This is a genomic window from Nocardia rosealba (genome assembly GCF_020216065.1).
Lineage (GTDB): Bacteria > Actinomycetota > Actinomycetes > Mycobacteriales > Mycobacteriaceae > Nocardia > Nocardia rosealba.
In genome coordinates this window covers 661,046-680,141 of record NZ_JAIWNA010000003.1, presented here as the reverse complement: position 1 = coordinate 680,141, position 19,096 = coordinate 661,046, and the positions used below count along the sequence as shown (strand labels likewise).

General features: G+C 68.0%; 21 protein-coding genes. 8 read left to right on the top strand and 13 right to left on the bottom strand.

Features of this window, described 5'->3' with window-relative positions:
• Position 1 precedes the first annotated feature (1 nt).
• Positions 2 to 679, bottom strand: a complete 678-nt coding sequence (locus LDL21_RS16685; protein WP_225280787.1) for an urease accessory protein UreF — start codon at positions 677 to 679, stop codon at positions 2 to 4.
• Between the two features lie 139 nt (positions 680 to 818).
• Positions 819 to 2,288, bottom strand: a complete 1,470-nt coding sequence (locus LDL21_RS16680; protein WP_225280785.1) for an MFS transporter — start codon at positions 2,286 to 2,288, stop codon at positions 819 to 821.
• Between the two features lie 91 nt (positions 2,289 to 2,379).
• On the opposite strand from LDL21_RS16680, the gene LDL21_RS16675 reads away from it, so the two are divergent.
• Positions 2,380 to 3,051 carry a TetR/AcrR family transcriptional regulator gene (locus LDL21_RS16675; protein WP_067491940.1) on the top strand — a complete coding sequence of 224 codons (672 nt, stop codon included), beginning with the start codon at positions 2,380 to 2,382 and terminating at the stop codon, positions 3,049 to 3,051.
• A gap of 1 nt (position 3,052) precedes the next feature.
• Here the strand turns inward: LDL21_RS16675 and LDL21_RS16670 are convergent, their stop codons facing one another.
• Positions 3,053 to 4,270 carry a DUF418 domain-containing protein gene (locus LDL21_RS16670; protein ID WP_225280784.1) on the bottom strand — a complete coding sequence of 406 codons (1,218 nt, stop codon included), beginning with the start codon at positions 4,268 to 4,270 and terminating at the stop codon, positions 3,053 to 3,055.
• 233 nt (positions 4,271 to 4,503) lie between these two features.
• Between LDL21_RS16670 and LDL21_RS16665 the strand changes: the two genes are divergently transcribed.
• The 3 genes from LDL21_RS16665 to LDL21_RS16655 all read left to right on the top strand — a co-directional run bounded on the left by LDL21_RS16665 (position 4,504) and on the right by LDL21_RS16655 (position 7,186).
• Positions 4,504 to 5,490 carry a zinc-binding dehydrogenase gene (locus LDL21_RS16665; protein WP_225280783.1) on the top strand — a complete coding sequence of 329 codons (987 nt, stop codon included), beginning with the start codon at positions 4,504 to 4,506 and terminating at the stop codon, positions 5,488 to 5,490.
• 132 nt (positions 5,491 to 5,622) lie between these two features.
• The gene (locus tag LDL21_RS16660; RefSeq protein WP_225280782.1) at positions 5,623 to 6,846 is read left to right on the top strand and encodes a cytochrome P450 family protein; all 1,224 of its coding nucleotides are present in this window, start codon (positions 5,623 to 5,625) and stop codon (positions 6,844 to 6,846) included.
• Positions 6,847 to 6,967: 121 nt separating this feature from the next.
• Positions 6,968 to 7,186, top strand: a complete 219-nt coding sequence (locus LDL21_RS16655; protein WP_225280781.1) for a hypothetical protein — start codon at positions 6,968 to 6,970, stop codon at positions 7,184 to 7,186.
• A 1-nt stretch (position 7,187) separates the two neighbouring features.
• On the opposite strand, the gene LDL21_RS16650 is transcribed toward LDL21_RS16655, so the two are convergent.
• Entirely contained in the window at positions 7,188 to 8,399 is a 1,212-nt protein-coding gene (locus LDL21_RS16650) for a pyridoxal phosphate-dependent aminotransferase (protein WP_067491930.1), read from the bottom strand.
• 93 nt (positions 8,400 to 8,492) lie between these two features.
• On the opposite strand from LDL21_RS16650, the gene LDL21_RS16645 reads away from it, so the two are divergent.
• A complete protein-coding gene (locus LDL21_RS16645; protein WP_181698130.1) occupies positions 8,493 to 9,065 on the top strand; it encodes a winged helix-turn-helix transcriptional regulator in 573 nt (190 codons plus the stop codon).
• Positions 9,066 to 9,183: 118 nt separating this feature from the next.
• Here LDL21_RS16645 and LDL21_RS16640 read toward each other — a convergent pair whose 3' ends face one another.
• The 7 genes from LDL21_RS16640 to LDL21_RS16610 all read right to left on the bottom strand — a co-directional run bounded on the left by LDL21_RS16640 (position 9,184) and on the right by LDL21_RS16610 (position 14,378).
• Positions 9,184 to 9,855, bottom strand: coding sequence for an O-methyltransferase (locus LDL21_RS16640; RefSeq protein WP_225280780.1), 672 nt, complete (start codon positions 9,853 to 9,855; stop codon positions 9,184 to 9,186).
• Positions 9,856 to 9,894: 39 nt separating this feature from the next.
• Positions 9,895 to 10,890, bottom strand: coding sequence for a WXG100 family type VII secretion target (locus tag LDL21_RS16635; RefSeq protein ID WP_225280779.1), 996 nt, complete (start codon positions 10,888 to 10,890; stop codon positions 9,895 to 9,897).
• A gap of 2 nt (positions 10,891 to 10,892) precedes the next feature.
• Positions 10,893 to 11,222 carry a type VII secretion target gene (locus LDL21_RS30065; protein WP_181698127.1) on the bottom strand — a complete coding sequence of 110 codons (330 nt, stop codon included), beginning with the start codon at positions 11,220 to 11,222 and terminating at the stop codon, positions 10,893 to 10,895.
• A gap of 115 nt (positions 11,223 to 11,337) precedes the next feature.
• A complete protein-coding gene (locus LDL21_RS16625; protein WP_225280778.1) occupies positions 11,338 to 11,871 on the bottom strand; it encodes a YbaB/EbfC family nucleoid-associated protein in 534 nt (177 codons plus the stop codon).
• Positions 11,872 to 11,986: 115 nt separating this feature from the next.
• A complete protein-coding gene (locus LDL21_RS16620) occupies positions 11,987 to 13,708 on the bottom strand; it encodes an urease subunit alpha (protein ID WP_225280777.1) in 1,722 nt (573 codons plus the stop codon).
• Positions 13,709 to 13,759: 51 nt separating this feature from the next.
• Positions 13,760 to 14,071 (bottom strand): urease subunit beta, encoded by a 312-nt coding sequence (locus LDL21_RS16615; RefSeq protein ID WP_181698124.1) that lies wholly within the window; start codon positions 14,069 to 14,071, stop codon positions 13,760 to 13,762.
• A gap of 4 nt (positions 14,072 to 14,075) precedes the next feature.
• On the bottom strand, positions 14,076 to 14,378 hold the full coding sequence (locus tag LDL21_RS16610) for an urease subunit gamma (protein WP_225280776.1): 303 nt from the start codon (positions 14,376 to 14,378) through the stop codon (positions 14,076 to 14,078).
• A gap of 167 nt (positions 14,379 to 14,545) precedes the next feature.
• Between LDL21_RS16610 and LDL21_RS16605 the strand changes: the two genes are divergently transcribed.
• Positions 14,546 to 14,704 (top strand): hypothetical protein, encoded by a 159-nt coding sequence (locus tag LDL21_RS16605; protein WP_225280775.1) that lies wholly within the window; start codon positions 14,546 to 14,548, stop codon positions 14,702 to 14,704.
• 2 nt (positions 14,705 to 14,706) lie between these two features.
• Here the strand turns inward: LDL21_RS16605 and LDL21_RS16600 are convergent, their stop codons facing one another.
• Positions 14,707 to 15,090: a PaaI family thioesterase gene (locus LDL21_RS16600; protein WP_372462195.1), complete on the bottom strand. Its 384-nt coding sequence runs from the start codon at positions 15,088 to 15,090 to the stop codon at positions 14,707 to 14,709.
• 395 nt (positions 15,091 to 15,485) lie between these two features.
• Between LDL21_RS16600 and LDL21_RS16595 the strand changes: the two genes are divergently transcribed.
• A complete protein-coding gene (locus LDL21_RS16595) occupies positions 15,486 to 15,998 on the top strand; it encodes a L,D-transpeptidase (RefSeq protein ID WP_225280773.1) in 513 nt (170 codons plus the stop codon).
• Here LDL21_RS16595 and LDL21_RS16590 read toward each other — a convergent pair.
• Positions 15,953 to 16,957 carry a MerR family transcriptional regulator gene (locus LDL21_RS16590; protein WP_225280772.1) on the bottom strand — a complete coding sequence of 335 codons (1,005 nt, stop codon included), beginning with the start codon at positions 16,955 to 16,957 and terminating at the stop codon, positions 15,953 to 15,955. The two genes, LDL21_RS16595 and LDL21_RS16590, sit on opposite strands and share 46 nt — an antisense overlap.
• Before the next feature lie 66 nt (positions 16,958 to 17,023).
• On the opposite strand from LDL21_RS16590, the gene LDL21_RS16585 reads away from it, so the two are divergent.
• On the top strand, positions 17,024 to 17,677 hold the full coding sequence (locus LDL21_RS16585; protein WP_225280770.1) for a maleylpyruvate isomerase family mycothiol-dependent enzyme: 654 nt from the start codon (positions 17,024 to 17,026) through the stop codon (positions 17,675 to 17,677).
• Positions 17,678 to 19,096: the final 1,419 nt, after the last annotated feature.

Genomic DNA, 19,096 nt, shown 5'->3' with positions numbered 1-19,096 from the left:
GTCAGGACGCGAACAGTGGCATATCGCGGTGGAGGTGACGTTCGGCGAGCGCGTCCTGCAACGGATCCGACAGCGCGGCCAACCCCGTGGCGGCCTCGGCGGCGACCCGGTCGCACAGGGGTGCCAGGCGCAGCGTGCTCGCCGCGATGGCGGCGGGGTCGAGGGCGAGGAGGCGCTGGGCGGCGGTCGCGGCACCGGTCAGCGTGGTGTAGACGACGACGCCCGCGAGTTCCTCGGCATTCGCACCGCAGGCCTGTCCGACCATGCCGAACACCGTCGACAGGTGCGGGCGTGTGCCGACCGCCGACCAGTTCGGGTGGTCGGTGTCGCCCGCGTGGACCGGGGTGGGCCAGAGTTGTTTGGCGAGCCGCAGCAGACCGCGCCCCTGGGCACGGGACGCGGCGCGCGCGGCGGGAGATGGTGTGCGCGCGTCGGTTTCGAGGTCGGCACGCCCGGGAGTGAGCGCGCCCTCGCAGACCGCGGCGGCCAGCGAGGCCGTCACCAGACCGGTGGTCGCGATGCGGCGGCGCAGGTACAGCTCGACGCTCGCGTTGTCGCGCAACAGCCCCGAGGCCACGGCCTCCTCGACGCCGCCGGAGTGCACGTGCCCGCCGATGGGCAGGCGCGAATCGGCCAGGGCGAGCAATGTCGCCAGGCCCGTCGCACCCTCGTTTCGCATCCGACGATCCTATGCAACGGCGTCGCCGGAACGCTCGGCGAGCCACGTCCGGCCGCACGCCCGGTGGCACTCCTCACATCGCGCGAGTGCTGTGCGGGACCGGAAACCGGTAGCGGCGGTCACGCCGCTACCGGCAGTCTCAGCGAGTCGACCGGGCCGAACGCCACGCCAGCGCGGCCATCGCCAGCAGCAGCACCGCGCCGCACGTGGTGGCGACGTGCATGCCGCTGACGAACGATTCGCGAGCGGCGTGCGCCAGACCCGCATTGCCACCGGAGTGCGCGAGGGTCTCCCCCAGCGTTTCGTCGAAGTCGCCGCCGGAGCGGAACACCAGCGCCGCCAGCGAACCGAGCAGTGCGAGCCCGAGCGCGTTGCCGAGTTCGAAGCTGGTCTCCGAGATTCCGACCGCCGAACCCGCCCGCTCGGCAGGCACCGCGGACACCGCCACGTCCGACACCAGGGTGAAGGAGATGCCGTAACCGATACCGGCGATCACCGAACCGGCCACGTACCAGGCCAATCCGCCGTCGACACCGACGCCGAGCAGCATCAGATTTCCCACCGCCGACGCGACGAGCGCCAGGGTGAACGCGGCCCGCACTCCGATCCGCAGCCCGAGATTCGCCCCGCTCATCGAGCAGACGAACACGGCTACCGCCATCGGAATGCCGAGCAGCGCGGCCTGCAACGGGTCACGCCCGGTGACCGACTGCAGATACACGCTGGTCAGATAGCTCATCGCGGCCAGCGACATCATGCCCGCCATGCTGGCGCCGATGGCGACCCGGAACAGCGGCCGGGTGAACAGCGACAGATCGAGCAGCGGTTCGCTGAGATGACGCTGCCTGCGCACGAACAGCACGAGCATCACCACACCGATACCCGCGATCACCAGCGAGACGAGATCGAACCCGTCGGCGGCGATGTGCTTGATGCCGTAGACCACCGGCAGGATGCCGCCGATCGACAGCGCCACGCTCGGCAGATCGATCGGGCCGAGGGTCGTGGAGCGGTGTTCGGGCAGCAGGAACGGTCCGAACAGCAGCAGGATCGCGAGCACCGGGATATTGATGAGGAACACCGAACCCCACCAGAAGTGGTGCAGCAGCAGGCCGCCGATGATCGGGCCGACGGCCGAACCGCCCGCGAAGAACGCCGTCCAGATGCCGATCGCGGTGGCGCGCCTGCGGGCGTCGGGGAAGAGCGTGGAGATCAGCGCCAGGCTCGACGGCAGCAGGGTCGCACCGCCGATACCCATCAGCACGCGCGCGGCGATGAGGATCGGGGCGCTCGGCGCGAACGCGGCGAGCACCGATGCCACACCGAATACGGCCGCGCCGGCGAGCAGGATGTTGCGCCTGCCGATCCGGTCGCCGAGATTGCCCATCGTGATGAGCAGGCCGGCCAGCATGAACCCGTAGATGTCGAGGATCCAGAGCTGCTGGGAGGCGGTGGGGTCGAGGTCGCTCGTCAGGGTCGGCATGGCGAGGAACAGCACCGAGATGTCCATCGACACCAGCAGCACCGGCAGCAGCAGCACGCCCAATCCGAGCCATGCGCGGCGTCCACCGGCGACTGCGGTGGGCACCGCCGGTTCCAGCTTCGTCATTCCGAGTTCCTTCCAGGGGTATGCGTACGGCGTACGCGAGACACCGGTACAGTGTACGCATTAAGACCGGATGACGAAAGTGAGTCATGGGATGACTGAGGCCAAGCTCACCAGGGCGGCGATCGTCGACGCCGCGATCGCCCTCGCCGATGCCGACGGCCTCGACGCGGTATCGATGCGACGCATCGCCGACCGGCTCGCGGTGGGGACCATGTCGCTGTACCGGCACGTGGACAGCAAGGACGAACTGATCGCGGCGATGACCGACGAGATCGCCGCCCGGCACCCCTATCCCGACCCCACCGGGCAGAACTGGACCTGGCGCGACCGGGTGCGCATCGCCGCCGAGATCGATTGGCAGCTCTACCAGCAGCATCCGTGGGTACTGCTGACCTTCGCGGTCCCCCGCTACAGCTTCGGCCCCCAGGGGCTGGCGAGCCTGGCATGGCTGGTGGCGGGCCTGCGTGAGCTCGAGGTGTCGGCGCGCGAGGCAACGACGATGGCATTCACGGTGTGGAACTACATCTCGGGCGCGAGCCTGCCGGTGGTCGGTGGCGCCCTGCTCGCCGACAAGCGCACCGCGACCGACGACCCCAACGGTCTGCGCGATCTGCTGGAAGGCACACCACAGTTCCCGGTGCCGCCCGCCTTGGCGGACCTGGAGGGTGCGGGTGTGAGCGAGCTGACCTCGCAGGATCTGCTCTACCTGGGCCTCGACGCGCTCTGCGACGGTTTCGCCGCGCGCGCCGACCGGTCCGGCTAGGTCATCGAACAGGCTGCGCCGCAGCCGCTTTCGGTTTCCGCCAGGCGGGCAGTGTCAGATACGTGGCGGCGCGCAACACCCATTCCACCGGTCCGTAGGGATGGTGTCGTAACCACCAGGCACTGAGCGCGAGCTGGGCGGCGAAGGTGACCAGCGCAACGAGCACGACCACCGGCGGCGCGACGGTATCGGCGAGGGCGAACCCGTATCCGGTGTAGACCACCATCAGCACCACCGACTGACCGATGTAGTTGGTGGCCGCCATCCGCCCGGCGGGCGCGAGCGCGGCGAGATACCGGCCGGTGCGCGGTGAGCCCGCCAGCCGGAGGACCAGCGCGACATAGGCGAAGGTCATGGCGGGTGCGATGAGGTACTGGAGTCCGTGGACGAGGACCGGCGGATGCCACCAGTCCATCAGCTGGGCGAAGGTCATGGCCGAGATCGGGAGCCCGAGCCCGAACCCGATCCACAGCACCCGGGGCGACCAGCGCGCGATGGTCGCGGCGTCCTCGAACAGATTGCGTTTACCCGCCACCATGCCGAGCAGGAACATCGCCAGGCTCGGCACGCCCTGGGCTATCCAGATGAGGATCGCGAACACCGGGGCGACGGAGGTCTGGGCGGCGAAGGTGTCGGCGAAGCTGCCGGTGTAGTCCGCCGACATCTTCGGCAGGTCGAAGAACAGGCCCAGACCGAGTGTGCCCGTGTCGCTTCCGGGCAGGAAGGCGAAGACCGACCACAGCGAATACAGCACGATCGCGGTGATGACAGCGGTGCGGGCCGAGAGTTTGCGCAGGGCGATCAGCAGCAGGCACAGTGCCGCGTACAGGGTGAGGATGTCGCCGACCCACAGGAAGTACACGTGCAGCAGGCCGATTCCCATCAGTGCCGCGCACCGCCGCAGCAGCCGCCGCACCGGTGGCGCCCCCGCCCGCTGAGCCGCCGCGATCTGCAAAGTGAACGAGTATCCGAACAGGAACGCGAACAGCAGATAGAAGCGTCCGGTGAACAGCGCGTCGACGCCTGCGCGGACCAGTTGGTCAGCGGTGCCGTCGAACAGTGAACGCGGGTCCTCGCGAGTGCCGACGGCAGACCACAGGGTGGTCGCGATGATCACATTGGTGATCAGGATGCCGAAGAGGGCGAAGCCGCGCAGAATGTCGACCTCGCCGATGCGGCGGCCGGAAGATGCCGCGGGTGAAGGGGTTCCGGCTGTCATGGACCGAGAGTAGGCCGGAGCGCCTCGCCGGTCGTCCCCCGTGAGACCGATTCGGTGGAGCTGTCGCAGGGGGTATCGGTCACCCTTGCGGCGTATTGACACGCCGGGCTGCCATCGGCCCCTGTGCTGAGTGGGCGAGACGCGCGACCGGAACGTGCGGAGTCAGGGGAAGTCAGGCGCGGTGGAAGAATGGGCGCATCGTGCACGACTCGCAACCAGCTTCGGAGGCGGACATGCAGGCAGTGGTGATCGAACGATTCGGGGAGCCGAAGGACGTACTCGCGGCACAGACCGTGCCCGCGCCCGAACCGGGACCAGGTGAGGTGCGGCTGTCGATGACGCTCTCGCCCATCCACAACCACGACCTCGCGATCGTGCGCGGGGTATACGGCTACAAACCACCGCTGCCCGCGATTCCGGGCACCGAGGCCGTCGGCGTCGTCGATGCGGTGGGCCCGGGCGCCGATCGGGTGCAGGTCGGGCAGCGGGTCGCGGTGGCCGGGGCAAGGGCCGCGTGGGCCGAATTCTTCGTCGCACGCGCCGACCAGGTGGTCCCGATGCCGCCGACGGTGCCCGACGAGACCGCCTGCCAGTTGCTTGCCATGCCGTTGAGCGCGCTGATGCTGCTCGACGACCTCGCCGTGCAGCCCGGTCAGTGGATCGTGGTCAACGCTGCCAACGGCGCCGTGGGCCGACTGGTTAACCTGTTCGCGAAGCAGCGCGGGGTGCGGGTGCTGAGCCTGGTGCGCGGACCGAGTTCGGTGCGGGCACTCGAGGACCTCGGCTACGGCCCGGTCCTCGACACCGAGAGCGACGGGTGGACCGACCGCGTGGCCGAGGTGACCGGTGGCGAACCGATCGTGCGGGCCGTCGATCAGGTCAGCGGTCCGGCCGCGGCCACGCTGATGTCGCTGCTCGCCCCGCGCGGTGAACTCATCTCCTTCGGCGCGCTGTCGGGCAAGCCGATGGTCGTCGACACCGGTGCGGTGATCTTCAAACAGGCTGTGGTGAAGGGCTTCTGGGGCCAGCAGCGCAGCGCCGAGATCGACCGCGCCGATTACGTGCGGCTCATCACCGAACTGGTCGGATTGGCCGCCGACGGCACGCTGCGCCTGGAACTCGACGGTGAGTTCCCCCTCGACAAGGCCGCAGACGCGGCCGTCGCCTCGGAAACGCCGGGACGCAACGGCAAGATCGCGGTACACGGCTCAGCTCGCTGACACGGAACGGCGAAAACCGCGTTCGCCGGGCGCGGTTTTCGCCCATCCGAACATCACCTGCCACAAGGGAATTCGGTAATTCCGGTGGTCGCTTTCGGCGCGTCGCCGCGGCCACCCCGGTACCGTGACGAAATGGCCGACACCACCACCGCCGCCGCCCCTGTCGAGACCATCGGCGCCGACTTCTTCGACGACCCGCACGCCCACTACCGCCGCTGGCGCACCACCGGACCGGTGCACCGGGTGCTGTTCCCCGACAATGTGATCCGCTGGATCGTCATCGGTTACCCCGAGGCGCGCGCTGCCCTGGCCGATCCCCGGCTACGCAAGGACACGGTTCGTGCCGACGAGATCCTGCGCGCCAAACGCGACGGCACCCCCACCGACGCCAACACCATGGTGCTGCTGCAACACATGCTCAGCACCGACCCGCCCGAGCACACCCGGTTGCGCAAACTGGTGAACAAGGCGTTCACCACCCGGCAGGTGGCGGCCCTGCGCCCCCGCGTCGAGGAGATCACCGAGAACCTCCTGGATGCGATGGACGGCCACGACGAGGTCGATCTCATGCAGGCCTTCGCCAATCCCCTTCCGGTGACGGTGATCTGCGAACTACTCGGTGTTCCCTTCGACGACCGGGACGACTTCCAGGCCTGGACCCGGTCGCTGGTCGGCGTGGTCGGCGAGGAGGAGGGGCGGCCCGCCGCCGCGGCCGCGATGGCGGCGTACCTGTCGAGTTTGGTGCGCGCCAAGCAGTCCCGGCCCGCCGAGGATCTGCTGTCGCAACTGGTGCTCGCCGACGAGGACGGCGACCGGCTCACCGACCGTGAACTGGTGTCGATGGCGTTCCTGCTGTTGGTCGCCGGCCACGAGACCACTGTGAACCTGATCGGCAACGGTGTGCACGCCCTGCTGCGCGAGCCGACGCAGTGGGCGGCGCTGTGTGCCGACCCGGCGGGCGTGCCCGAGGCCATCGAGGAGTTCCTGCGTTTCGACGGGCCGGTCGACATGGCGACGCTGCGGTTCACCGCCGAGCCCGTCACCCTCGGTGGTGTCGAGATTCCGGCGGGTGAGATCGTGAACGTCGCCCTGGCGGCCGCCAACCGCGACCCCGCCCGTTTCACCGACCCCGATGCGCTCACCGTCGACGGGCCGACCTCGGGTCACCTCGCCTTCGGACACGGCATCCACTTCTGTGTCGGCGCGCCCCTGGCCCGCCTCGAAGCCGAGGTCGCCTTCACCGCCCTGCTCCGGCGCTTCCCCGACCTGCGCTTGGCCGATCCCGCCGCCACCATGCACTGGCAGACGAGCACGCTCATCCGCGGGCTGCTCGACCTCCCGGTCCGGCTGCGCTGAGTCGCTTTCGCTGCGCGAGTCCCTCGTCGCTGCGCTGAGCCCTCGTAGCTGCGTCGAAGCCTCAGTCACGTCCCCGGCGTAGCATCGGGCCCAGACGTCATCCGGGAGACAGGGGCCGATCATGCCGAAGAAGTTCGCCGCCGCGGCGCTGATCCTTTGCGCTGCGGCGGCGCCGCTGTTCGCTGCGCCCGCCGCCTCCGCCGAGATCACCGGGCCGAACCGCCTGACGGTTCACACCGGGTCCGGCCAGCTGGCCGACGAGACGGCCGGACTCATCCTCTGCCTCATCCAGCTCCCGGCCTCGGCGTCCGGCGACTCCGGACAGGGCTGCCCCACCTGACCTACTGCCGGTAGGTGGCCAGGAAGCGGCCGATGCGTTCGATGATGGCCTCGAGTTCGTCGGCGTGCGGCAGGGTGACGATGCGGAAGTGGTCCGGACGCGGCCAGTTGAAGCCGGTGCCCTGCACGATGTGCAGCTTCTCCTGCAACAGCAGGTCGAGAACGAACTTCTCGTCGTCGTGGATGGGGTACATGTCCAGGTCGATGCGCGGGAAGGCGTAGAGCGCGCCCTTGGGTTTCACGCACGAGACACCGGGGATGGAGTTGAGCGCTTCCCACGCCCGGTCGCGCTGTTCGCGCAGCCGACCACCGGGCAGGACCAGGTCGTTGATGCTCTGATACCCGCCGAGGGCGGCCTGGATGGCTTGCTGCGCCGGGACATTCGCGCACAGGCGCAGACCGGCCAGCATGGTGAGACCCTCGAGGTAGCTCGCCGCGTGCTGAACGGGGCCCGACACCACGAGCCAGCCGGAACGCAGACCGGCGGCGCGGTAGTTCTTCGACAGGCCGGAGAAGGTCAGGCACAGCAGGTCGGGGGCGAGCGAGGCGACCGCGGTGTGCTCGAGATCGTCGTAGTAGATCTTGTCGTAGATCTCGTCGGCGAACACGACGAGGTTGTGCCTGCGGGCGATCTCGAGGATCTCGCGCAGCACCTCGGGCGGGTACACCGCACCGGTCGGATTGTTGGGGTTGATGAGGACGATGGCGCGGGTGCGGTCGGTGATCTTGGCGGTGATGTCGGCGAGGTCGGGATACCAGTCGGCGCCCTCGTCGCACAAATAGTGCACCGGGGTGCCGCCGTTGAGCGCGGTCGCGGCCGTCCACAGCGGGAAGTCGGGGGCGGGCACGAGGACTTCGTCGCCGTTCTCGAGCAGTGCGGTCATCGCCATCATGATGAGCTCGGAGACACCGTTGCCGAGGAACACCTGCTCCACGTCGACATCGGGCACCCCGAGCGTCTGGTAGTACTGCACCACCGCGCGCCGGGCCGAGAGCAGGCCTTTCGACGAGGTGTAGCCGGTGGAGGCGGGCAGGGTTCGGACCATGTCCTGCAAGAGGTCCGGCGGCGCGTCGAAACCGAAGATCAGCGGATTGCCGGTGTTGAGCTTCACGACGTGATGCCCCTCGGCCTCGAGCCGGGCGGCTTCCTCGGCCACCGGACCGCGAATCTCGTACGACACTCCCGACAGCTTGCTCGACTGCTTGAACTGCATGGACTTCCCTCCGCGATGTGGTTGCCGCACACACTACTTGGTTTTTCCAAGATCTCACTTGGATTTTCCAAGTATCAGGTTAGAGTGATAGCCGTGTCACGCCGAAGCTACGACCACTACTGCGCCGTGAGCCGCGCGCTCGACCTCGTCGGGGACCGGTGGAGCCTGCTCGTTGTCCGCGAATTGTGTTCCGGCCCACGCCGTTACAGCGATCTGTTCGCCGACCTGCCCGGGATTAGCACCGATATGCTCGCGACCCGGCTCAAGGGGCTCGAACGTGACGGTGTGCTCACCCATCACCGCAACGGGATGCGCTCGAGCTATGAGCTCACCGAACTCGGCCGGGGGCTGCGACCGGTGCTCGACGCGCTGGCCGGGTGGGGTGCGCCGCTGCTCGGGCAGCGCAATCCCACCGACGCGGTGCGCGCGCATTGGCTGGCCCTGCCCCTTGGCCGGGCCCTCGCGGAGGTCGTCGACGAGGGCACAGTCACCGTGCATATCGGCGACACCGTGCTGCACTACGTGCGCACCGCCGAGGGGATCACCCACCACGACGGACCCGCGTCCGCAGCGGATCACGAGCTGCGGCTCGACCTGGCCGAAGCCATCGACATCGCGACCGGTGCGCAGCCGCTGTCGCCCCGGGCGCTGTCACCCGTGCGCTGACCTGCGCGAGCGCGACCCGTCGCGGTACCGGCACGCCGCCGACCGGTCCGGGTACCCCGGCCCAGCGCTACCCTGTCGTACCGACACGGGCAGCCGGATCGGCGACGAGGTCGTGCCGCTAGGCCTCCGAACCGTTGACCACCGCGTACGCGAAACCGTCCCAGCCTTTGGCGCCGACGGTCTGGATCACCGTGGCGTCCAGGCTCGGTTCGGCGGCGAGCAGGTCGATCAATTCGCGGCTGGCGCGCACGTTCGGGTCGTCGGAGTGCTCGTCGGCAACAGCCCCGCCCCGCACCACATTGTCGACGATGATCACCGAACCCGGACGGGTCAGCCGCAGCGCCCACTGCACATAGTTCGAGTTGTTCACCTTGTCCGCATCGATGAACACCAGGTCGAACGGCTCGCTGCTGTCCTCAGCCACCTCGGGCAAGGTATCCAGTGCGGCACCCACCCGGATATCGACGCGCTCCCCCACCCCGGCCCGGTCCAGATTCTCCCGCGCGACCTTGGCATGACGCGGCTCGAATTCCAGAGTCACCACGGTGCCACCCTCGCCGACCGCACGCGCGAGCCATTCCGTGCTGTACCCACCGAGCGTGCCGATCTCGAGCACCCGACGCGCACGAGCGGTGCGCGCCAACAGATTCAGCAGCTTCCCCTGCGGCGGCGACACATCGATCGCCGGCAACCCAGCACTAGCGTTCGCCTCCAGCGCGGGCACCCCTTCCTCCCCGACAAGCGCACTGACGAGATAACTGTCGACATCGGCCCACTCAGCACTGGTCATACCCGCAGTCTGCCACCAACCCCCACCACACACCGGCACCTATTTCGCGGATTCCACTCCGGCGACCCCGCGCACCAGCTGCACCGCGCTCTGCGCCATGGTCTTCGTCGACACCAGCGCCTCGGCGAGCTTGATCAGCATCTGCCACACAGTCATGGTGGCCAGCGAGATATCGGCCAGCGCGCGAGCGATGAGCGCGGGCGACGCGGTTCCGGCCGAGGCGATGAGGATCGCGGTCATCTCGAGCAGCATGCCCGCCAGGCTGCTGAGGATCTCGACGACGATGCCGCGCACCGTTTCCACGATCGACTTCATCGCCTTGTTGCAGTCGGCGAGGATCTGCGACACGGCGGCCTTCTCGGCGATCGTGCTCGCGAGTTCGCTCGCCTTGGTGCGATAGGCCTCGGCGGCACAGCCTGTCCACTCCCCGATGCCGGTGTCGACGGCGGCGGCCAGCTGCCCGGCGGTGGTGGTGAGATGGTCGGCGATCTTCTTCCACGAATCCGAATACGCTTGGACCATATCGGGATTGCCGGTGATGGAGTCGAGCGACTTGCGCATCGGTTCCACGTGTTCGAGCATCCAGCTCATCAGCTGCGAGCCGATGAAGTTGAACGGGTCGAACTTCGCCGGCGCCGAGGTGCCTTTGATGGCCTTGCCGAATGTCTGGACGGCGGAGGACCAGTCGGCCGCTGTCGATCCGGCCTTGGCGATGGCGTCGATCTTGTCGGTGGTCGACCCGCCACCGGCGAAGGCGTTGTAGAGGCTGTACCCGTTCTCGAAGGTGTCGCCCTGCAGAGTGCCCTCGAGAATGCCCGCGTTGGCCTCCTGCCCGCCGTTCTTCTCCTCGATCCGCGGCACACCCACGTTGCTGAACAGGAAATTCGATTCCTGGTAGTAGGTGTCGCGATAGTTGGTTCCATCGGCCAGCAGGTCGTTGTCGGGTGCGGGCGCGTCGTCGAAGGAGTCGACGGTGCCCGGCAGCACCGAGTTCTCGTTGAGGAAGGTGCCGATGGCGGTCGGTTGGTCGGCCATGCTCAGACGGTCCCCTCGATCTCGGCGGTGGTGGCTTTCAGCTGTCCGGCCCGGGTGGTGTCACACATTTCGAACGTGTCGGCGGCGGTTCGCAACTTGCCCGGCATCGCCGCCACCAGGGCATCGAGTTCGGTGAGTCCGTCGACGATCTCGTCGTGCAGCGTGTTGAGGGTGATCACCGCGTACGGCTTCACCAGCAGGCCGTAGCCGTCGTCGGCGTGGGCCAGGTAGCTCGCCGCCTCCAGGGCGGAGGCCACCCCGCTCGCGACGCCGTCCACCGATCCGGCGTGCGTTCTGATCGCATTCGGGTCGACATTCACCACATCGGTCACGCTGACTCCCTCCTGAAAGCGAACCCGATCGAGTCCGCGCACCTGTCTCGAACTGATTGGACGCGGAACCACCCCGTTCGGGTTCCCCCGAATACTCGCCGCAGCCGAGATCGCGCTACTGCAGCCAGGATTTGCGCTGGTAGAAGAGATCTTCCTCGTCGGGTTCCACGGGCGCGACGACCCGGTCGCGGTCAGGTTTGCGGGCGGCGCGCACCTCGGGTTCGACGGGCGGCCACGCGGTGACCGGCGGTGGCGGCGTGGCGGCAACGGGCACCTGCTCCGAATCGATCGGATCGGGGAACCGTTCGGTGTACTGACCGACGATCGCGGCCCCGGGCTCGTCGGTGCCGACCACGTCGTGCACCAGCCCGGCGACTCGGTCGCGCAGCCGGGCCTGGGCACGCCGGGTGCAGGCCATCAGTTCTGCGGCGACGGCCGAGGGGTCCATGCCACGCACGCCGGCGGCCAGGGTGAGGGCGGTGGTGCACCCGTTGGCATCGACTGTCACGGCGATGCGGCCGTCGGATGAGGTGTCGGTGACACTCACTTCGGCCATCTTGGTGTGCAGTTCCTGATACCGCTGCGACTTGCGTTCGAGATCCTGCGCCCAGCGCGCCAGATCGTCGGCGGCATCGGTCAGATCGTCCACGACAACGGCCCCCTCCCGCCGGTTCGTCCCGGCACGTGACGCGAGGCGACCGATACCCGCCCCGCTCGGATCGCGCCGAGATTACCCCAGGCCGCCGACACTCGGCGGCCAGCCCTCAGAACAGGAAATAGCGCTGGGCCATGGGGAGTTCGGTAGCGGGAGCCTCGGTCCAGACCTCACCGTCGACGCGGACGGTGAAGGTGTCGGGGTCTACTTCGATGCGTGGCATGGCGTCGTTGTGGGGCATGTCGGTCTTGGTGACGCGGCGGACGTTTTTGACGGGGACCAGTTTTCGGCGGACGTCGAGACGGTCGGCGAGACGGTCGTCGATGGCCTGTTCGGAGACGAAGTGCAGGGAGGTGGCGGCCGCAGCGGGGGCGGCGGCACCGAACATCGGGCGCGGCAGGACGGGTTGGGGGGTGGGGATGGAGGCGTTGGCGTCGCCCATCGCGGCCCAGGCGATCATGCCGCCCTTGAGGACCGCGTGCGGGCGGACACCGAAGAACGCCGGATCCCACAGCACCAGATCGGCCAGTTTGCCGACTTCCACCGAACCGATCTCGTCGTCGAGTCCGTGTGAAACAGCCGGGCAGATGGTGTATTTCGCGATATAGCGCTGGACGCGGGCATTGTCGGCGGCGCCGTCGCCCGGCAGCGCACCGCGACGGCGTTTCATCACGTGCGCCGTCTGCCAGGTGCGCAGCACCACCTCACCGATGCGCCCCATGGCCTGGGAATCCGAGCCGATCATGGAGATGGCACCCAGGTCGTGCAGGAGGTCTTCGGCGGCGATCGTCGAGGGCCGGATGCGGGATTCGGCGAAGGCCAGGTCCTCGGGGATCGACGGGCTCAGGTGGTGGCACACCATCAGCATGTCGAGGTGTTCGTCGAGGGTGTTGACGGTGTGCGGGCGGGTGGGGTTGGTCGAGCTGGGCAGCACGTTGAGATGCGAAGCGACCGTGATGATGTCGGGTGCGTGGCCGCCGCCCGCGCCTTCGGTGTGATAGGCGTGGATGCCCCGGCCCGCGATGGCGGCGAGGGTGTCCTCGACGAAGCCCGCCTCGTTGAGGGTGTCGGAGTGCAGCGCCACCTGCACGCCCGCCGCGTCGGCCACGGTGAGGCAGGCGTCGATGGCGGCCGGGGTGGAACCCCAGTCCTCGTGCAGCTTGAAACCCGATGCGCCGCCGCGCAATTGCTCCCACATGGATTCCTGGCTCACCGTATTGCCCTTGCCGAGCAGCACGATGTTCATCGGCCAGTGGTCGAGCGACTCCAGCATCCGGGCCAGGTGCCAGGAGCCGGGCGTGACGGTGGTGGCCTTGGAGCCCTCGGCCGGGCCGGTGCCGCCGCCGATGAGGGTGGTGATGCCGCCGCCGAGGGCCTCCTCCATCAGCTGCGGGCAGATGAAGTGCACGTGGCAGTCGATGGCGCCCGCGGTGAGGATGCGGCCGTTGCCCGCGATGATCTCCGTCGCCGGGCCGACGACGAGGTCGGGGTGCACGCCCGACATGGTGTCGGGGTTGCCCGCCTTGCCGATTCCGCAGATCCGGCCGTCACGGATGCCGATGTCGGCCTTGATGATGCCCCAGTGGTCCACGATCACCACTCCGGTGATGACGGTGTCGGGTGCGCCGTCGGCGCGGGTGGCGCGCGACTGCCCCATCGACTCGCGCAGCACCTTGCCGCCGCCGAAGACCGCTTCCTCGCCCGCCAGACCCGGTCCGCCGCAACGGTCTTCGGTGATCTCGATGAGCAGGTCGGTGTCGGCCAGGCGGATCCGGTCGCCGGTGGTCGGGCCGAACAGTTCGGCGTAGCGGGCGCGGCTGAGTTCGGTCATCGGCTCTCTCCCGGAAGCTGCGGCGAAACGGCGTGCGGTGTTCGGTTGCGCTCAGCCATCGAGACGGCCCGGTGCGTCGGCGTTGATCCCGTAGACCTCGCGGGAGCCACCGAGCGGTACGAGCGAAACCCGTTGCGGCAGACCGGGTTCGAAGCGGACAGCGGTGCCTGCCGGGATGTCGAGGCGGTGGCCGCGCGCGGCGGCACGGTCGAAGTCGAGCGCCGCATTGGCCTGCGGGAAGTGCACGTGACTGCCCACCTGCACCGGACGGTCACCGGTGTTGACCACGTCCACTTCCACACGCACCGCGCCCGCGTTCAGTTCGATCGTGCCCTCGGCACACAGGTACTCACCGGGAATCATGGTCTCATCCGATCGGGTGGTGCACGGTGACGAGTTTGGTCCCGTCCGGGAAGGTCGCCTCGACCTGAACGTCGTGGATCATCTCGGGCACGCCCGTCATCACGTCATCCCTGGTGAGTACCTCACGCCCCGAGGACATCAGTTCCGCGACGGTCCGCCCGTCCCGCGCGCCCTCGAGCACGTGATCGGTGATGAGCGCGACCGCTTCGGGATGGTTGAGCTTGAGCCCCCTGGCCTGCCTGCGCCGCGCCAGCTCGGCCGCGTAACTCAGCAGCAGCCGTTCCTGCTCGTGCGGCGACAAACGCATCGGGATTCTCCTCGGCGGGTCGTGGTCGGTGAGCGACATTCTGGCACGTGCGTGTCCCCACGGATCGCCCGCCGATGCCATGACCTGGGACGAACCCGGCTCGATTAACGAGAAGTTAACGAACCGGCGCCTGGACCGCCGATGCCTAGCCGATCGAGTACCGGATCATGCCCGGACCGCCCGTGCTCTTCCACCGCGACGAGTTCGAGCAGCACGAGGGCGAATGGCTGATCGCGCACCGCGACGTGCGCCATGTGGCGGGAAAGGTCGCCGCGGGCCGAACGCCCGGCTCGCCGGCGGCAGCCGGCCACTCCACGGGGAACTGAGGTCAGGCCGCCAGATTCTGCAGGCGCACCTGTCCGCGAGCGACCATGCGACCCCCGGCGTCGGTGATCACCACGACCCACAACTGCTGGCTGCGGCCGCGGTGGATCGGGGTGGCCTCGCCGGTGAGGGTGCCCTCGCGCACCGCGCGCAGGAAGTCGGTGTTGTTGTTGACACCGACCACCTGACCGCGCTCACCGAACCAGACACTGCCGCCGACGCTGGCGAGGGTTTCGATCACCGTGCAGTACACGCCGCCGTTCTGGATGCCCGCGGGCTGATGCAACTGGGGGCGCACCTCCCATTCGCCGCGCACACGGTCGGCGGAGACCTCGGTGAAGCGCATGCCGATGAGGTCGGTGAAGGTGCCTTCACTCATCTTGGTCATCAGCTCGGGCGTGATATCGGCCCACGACAGGGGATTTTCGCTCATACCGTCCGGTTTACACCATCAGAAATCCGGCGGCGCCACCGGGAAAACGAAGCGGCGGACCCCGTTACGAGAACGGAGCCCGCCGCGGCAGGAACGAGGGGGTCGACCGCAGCCCTCGGGACCACCGACTCATCCATACGCCACGATGAGCATAGGTCAGGCTTACCTAAGTGGTCAAGTAACTGCCGGAATGCGACGCGCCGGTAGCCCTATCCAGGGCTTGCTCAACACAATCGCAATACTCCATGATCATTCACACCTCTATGTTCCGAGGCTTGTGTCGATGGTGAAAGCTCATGTTCTGGGCGTACGACGACCAGGGGTGGGCGCGGCGAGAGAGGCAAGATTTCGTGAGTAGTAGTCGTATTCCCCGGTGGGCCGCGTGCGCGGCGATGTGTGCGGCGGTGGCGGGCACCGCGCTCGCCGCACCCGTGCAGGCCGAACCACTGTGGCCCGGTGGGCCCGATATCCCCGGCGTGCCCGCCATCGTTCCCGCGCCCGAACCGGAACCGGTGGTGGCGCCGTGCAGCGAGAAGGCCCGCGCGTGCCTGCAGCTGTCCACCAACAACGCGTGGCTGATGGACAACGGCGCGGTGACCTACGGCCCCACCCCGATGTCGCACGGCCGCCCCGGCTACGAAACCCCGCCGGGCACGTTCAAGGTGGCGTTCAAGAAGCCGTTCCACTGGAGCACCCTGCACAACGCCCCCATGGAATACGCGATCTTCTTCAACGGCGACATCGCCTACCACATCGGACCCACCGAGGAGCAGTCCCACGGCTGCATCCGCCTGACCCCCGACGGCGCCAAGGCGCACTACGAATGGCTCGAACCCGGCGACATCGTCGAAGTGGTTCCCTGACCGTCCCCTGAGGGGAGGCCACTCGTGGCCTCCCCTCGTTCGTCCCCCGGCAGGTTCAGCCCCACCGATTGTGCGACCGAGACGGTCAGCGCGTCGAAGAGCCACAAGTGCGCGGCGCCGGAGGTGACCGACTCGCCCGTCAGGGCCGTGGTGAGACGCCAGTAGCGGCGCACGCGCTGGTCGGCGGCGCCGAGGGCCAATCGCCGACGGAATTCCGGGGTGTCTCGCTCGGTGCGAGCGGTGGCGTGGGCGTGAACGTAATGGTCGAGTTCGGTGCCGGGCCGAGGTTGTTCGCCGATCGCGACGAGTGGGGCCGCCGAGAGACACGCCTGTGCGACGGACAGCAGCAGGTCCTTTTCGTCACGCACACCAGGAACGGCGCTGTGCCGGACGGTGTCGAACATCGCCGCGGTCAGCCGTGGATCACGCACGGCCGCCACGAGTTCGGCGTAGGTCAGCAGATACTGCGGGTCCGGATCGGTCGGAGGGCCCGGCACATTCATATCGATGAAGTCGTGCAACACGGGAGCGGGCAGCGGAGCCAGCTGATGCCGCCAGAACCCGACGAGCGCACCGTGCGCGGCAGCCGGATCAGCAACGGCGGCAATCAGATTCACCCCGACCCCGACCTCGCCGCCGGCCACCGCGGTCAGCAGCGCCTCGCGTCGCCGCAACGCGGCGAGTTCACCGCCGACAGCTTCACGTTCGGCGGCGATCACCTCCGCCAGGGCGCGGGTACCCGCGAGGACCTCGGCGATGGCGGCCAAGCCGATTCCCAGCGCACGCAGGCGTCGCAGCAGGCCGAGGCGCTCGATCGCATCCGTCCCGAATGTCCGATGCCCGGTCGAGGTGCGCTCGGCAGCGAGCAACCCTTCGTCGCAGTAGTAGCGGATGGTGCGTACTGCGACGCCGGTTCTGTCGGCGAGTTCGCCGATCGTCAGGCGTGTGTTGTGGGTCACATCCGCTGGCACCTCCACCTCGGTGGAGCTCCTACGGTACCGACGACATCGACCGAAGGAGACAGGATGACCACCGAACAACCGAGCGCGGACATGGTCTGGCGGCGCGTGGCCGAGGAGCGCGCCACACTGGTCGAACTTCTGACCGGGTTCGACGAATCCGAGTGGGACGCAGCGTCATTGTGCGCAGGGTGGCGAGTTCGCGACGTGGTTGCCCATCTGGTACTCGCGACCCGATTCACCCTCGGGACGATCCTGGTGGAGCTGGTGCGGGCGCGCGGAAATATCGACCGGCTCATCCGTGACAGTGCCGTTCGGTATGCCGACCGGACGACCACTGGGGAACTGCTCGCACAGCTGCGGGAAACGATCGGGTCACGCACGGCCCCGATCGGTACGACGCCGCTCGACCGCTTGATGGACCTGCTCGTACACGGACAGGACATCGCGGTGCCGCTCGGGATCGAGCGGGTCGCGCCCACGGAGCCCGCACAGTGGTCGCTGGAGCGGGTATGGGCGATGGGTGCCCCGTTCCACGCGCGCAAGCGGCTCGCCGGACACCGGCTGTGCGCGACCGACACCGGGTGGACAGCAGGATCGGGGACGGAGGTCACGGGCACTGCTGCGGAATTGCTGATGCTCGTCACCGGCCGCGCCGAATGCCCGACTGCCGGCGGACGGGTCGTGCTGCCCGACGCCGGTGGCGGACAGGGGGATTGACGCGGCTCCCCGACGGACGGGCGACGCGTGACAAGCCTTGTGCGTCGCCACAGGTCACAGCATCAGCGGTAGTGACGTTCGCCAACCGGGCGAGATACTTTCCGTCGGAAAGAACTCGGGACGAATTGTCCGGATCCGCCAAAAATCGGGTGATGCGAAATGGCCGGCGGCTACGTTACCGGCATCACGACGGGCGACCGCCGCTGATGCAGATCCGAAAATGCCGCAAGGAGAACTGATATGGGTTCACTCACCGAATTGATGATGGCCGGAATTGCGGGACTCGGTTCCGCCGCCGAAGGGGACGGTTTGCTCGCCGTGTTCCTCGGCTCCGTCGAAGCCTTCTTCCCGTAAACAACCCGATATTTCACCGAGGAGAACACCATGGGATCGCTCTACGAATTGCTGCAGACCGGGGCGGGCAGCCTCAGCGACGGCGCACTGCCGTTCGTGCAGGCGCTGATCTCGGCCAGCGGCGGCACGCCGTCGCCCGGTAAGTAGCGACCAGGCGAACGGGTCGAGAGCGGGCCGACGAGCCCCTCCGACCCGTTCACAGGCCCGAGCAAGAGTTACCTTTCAATAGCGGAACGACATAACGACTCAACGGCCCGTCGTCGGCAGCATGACAGATCTCCCCGAGGCATAGCCCCGAAACAAGGGGCTTGCGCGTCCACCCGGCAACACCCCACCGACGAGCCCGCCGCGCGTTCCGAGCCGAGCGGACACGACGTCCATCGCGCCCCCCGCGCATCAGCCGAGCATCCGGACTCGACTCCGACTCGTTCCGCACCGCTGCAGTTCAGAGCGGAAAAAAGCCCCCTTGACACCCGTTCCGCGTACACCGTTGTTCCCCGCGAACCGACTGATAACTGTGCCAGACAGTGGCAGTAACCACAGGTCACACCTAGTGCAGACAGGATGTTCCGGCAATCGACAAGTTGATTCCGGCCGGAAGAAAAATATGAACAGTTCGAGCGGAGTGAAACATCGGGTTGCCACACCTTGGGTGGCGGGTTACGTTACCGGCGTCACATCGAAGCCTGGTGTGGCCACAACGCAAGGAGAGATACATGGGCTCGTTGAGTGAGCTTCTGACCGCGGCCATCGCGGGACTCGGTTCGGCTGCCGAAGGCGATGGTCTGCTGGCCGTCTTCCTCGGTTCGGTGGAAGCCTTCTTCCCGTAATCCGGCCGTCCGGTCACCCGGCTCGCCCGTGACGCGAGCCTGATTCACCCATCACCACCAGGAGAAACACATGGGATCCCTCTACGAACTGCTGGAGACCGGCGCCGGCAGCCTCAGCAATGCGGCGTTGCCCTTCGTGCAGGCGCTCATCTCGGCCAGCGGCGGCACGCCGTCGCCCGGCAAGTAGCCCTCAGCTCTGTCACGGGGGCCGGCCTATCGGCCGGCCCCCGGTCGC